Consider the following 548-nt stretch of genomic DNA (forward strand, 5'->3'; position numbering starts at 1 on the left):
CTCCTCGTTGCCCCAGTACGACGGTGGGTTAGCGTTCTCGCCTTTCTCTTTGAGGGCAAAGAACGACCGCCACGCTTCGCTGTTCTTGCGCGTGACCTGTTGGACAGTCGCGCTTCCGACGACACCGTTATAGCGTCCTCGGTACTCGGACGTGTCCCACACGTCGCCGTCACCGAAGTAGTTCTGACGACGTTCGTAGGTCAGTTCATTCCACAGGGAGGCGGACGCATCAAGTAGCCGTAGAAGGCACTCCTTGTCGTTCTCGTTCTGTGGAACCACCTCGAAGGCGTTGGCGCGCTTCATGCGTCGTCACCCTCCTGTTCAGCGATGTAGCGTTCGACAGCGCCCTTTGAGGCGCTTCCCGCCGTGCCGACGTAGTACGAACGAGTCCACTTCACGCGGTCGTCGTACCGCTGGTTGTACTTCCGTGCCGAGATGCCCTTGACCCAGTTGACGATGAGTGACGGGGCGTTCTTCGGTGGACTCCCGATGAACAGGTGTACGTGGTCGGGCATGACCTCGGACTCGGCCAGCTCGAGGCCCTTGTC

The 548-nt window shown here is 60.2% G+C and carries 2 pseudogenes; both read right to left on the reverse strand.

From position 1 onward, the window contains the following. Nucleotides 1–303 (reverse strand): annotated as a pseudogene (locus tag ACSC1W_RS20885) (IS200/IS605 family transposon protein TnpB); the annotation flags it as partial. Then, a pseudogene (gene tnpA, locus ACSC1W_RS20890) lies at nucleotides 300–548 on the reverse strand (IS200/IS605-like element ISHla16 family transposase); the annotation flags it as partial. The pseudogenes ACSC1W_RS20885 and tnpA, both read right to left, overlap by 4 nt.

This window comes from Haloarchaeobius marinus (assembly GCF_051207415.1).
Classification (GTDB): Archaea; Halobacteriota; Halobacteria; order Halobacteriales; family Natrialbaceae; genus Haloarchaeobius.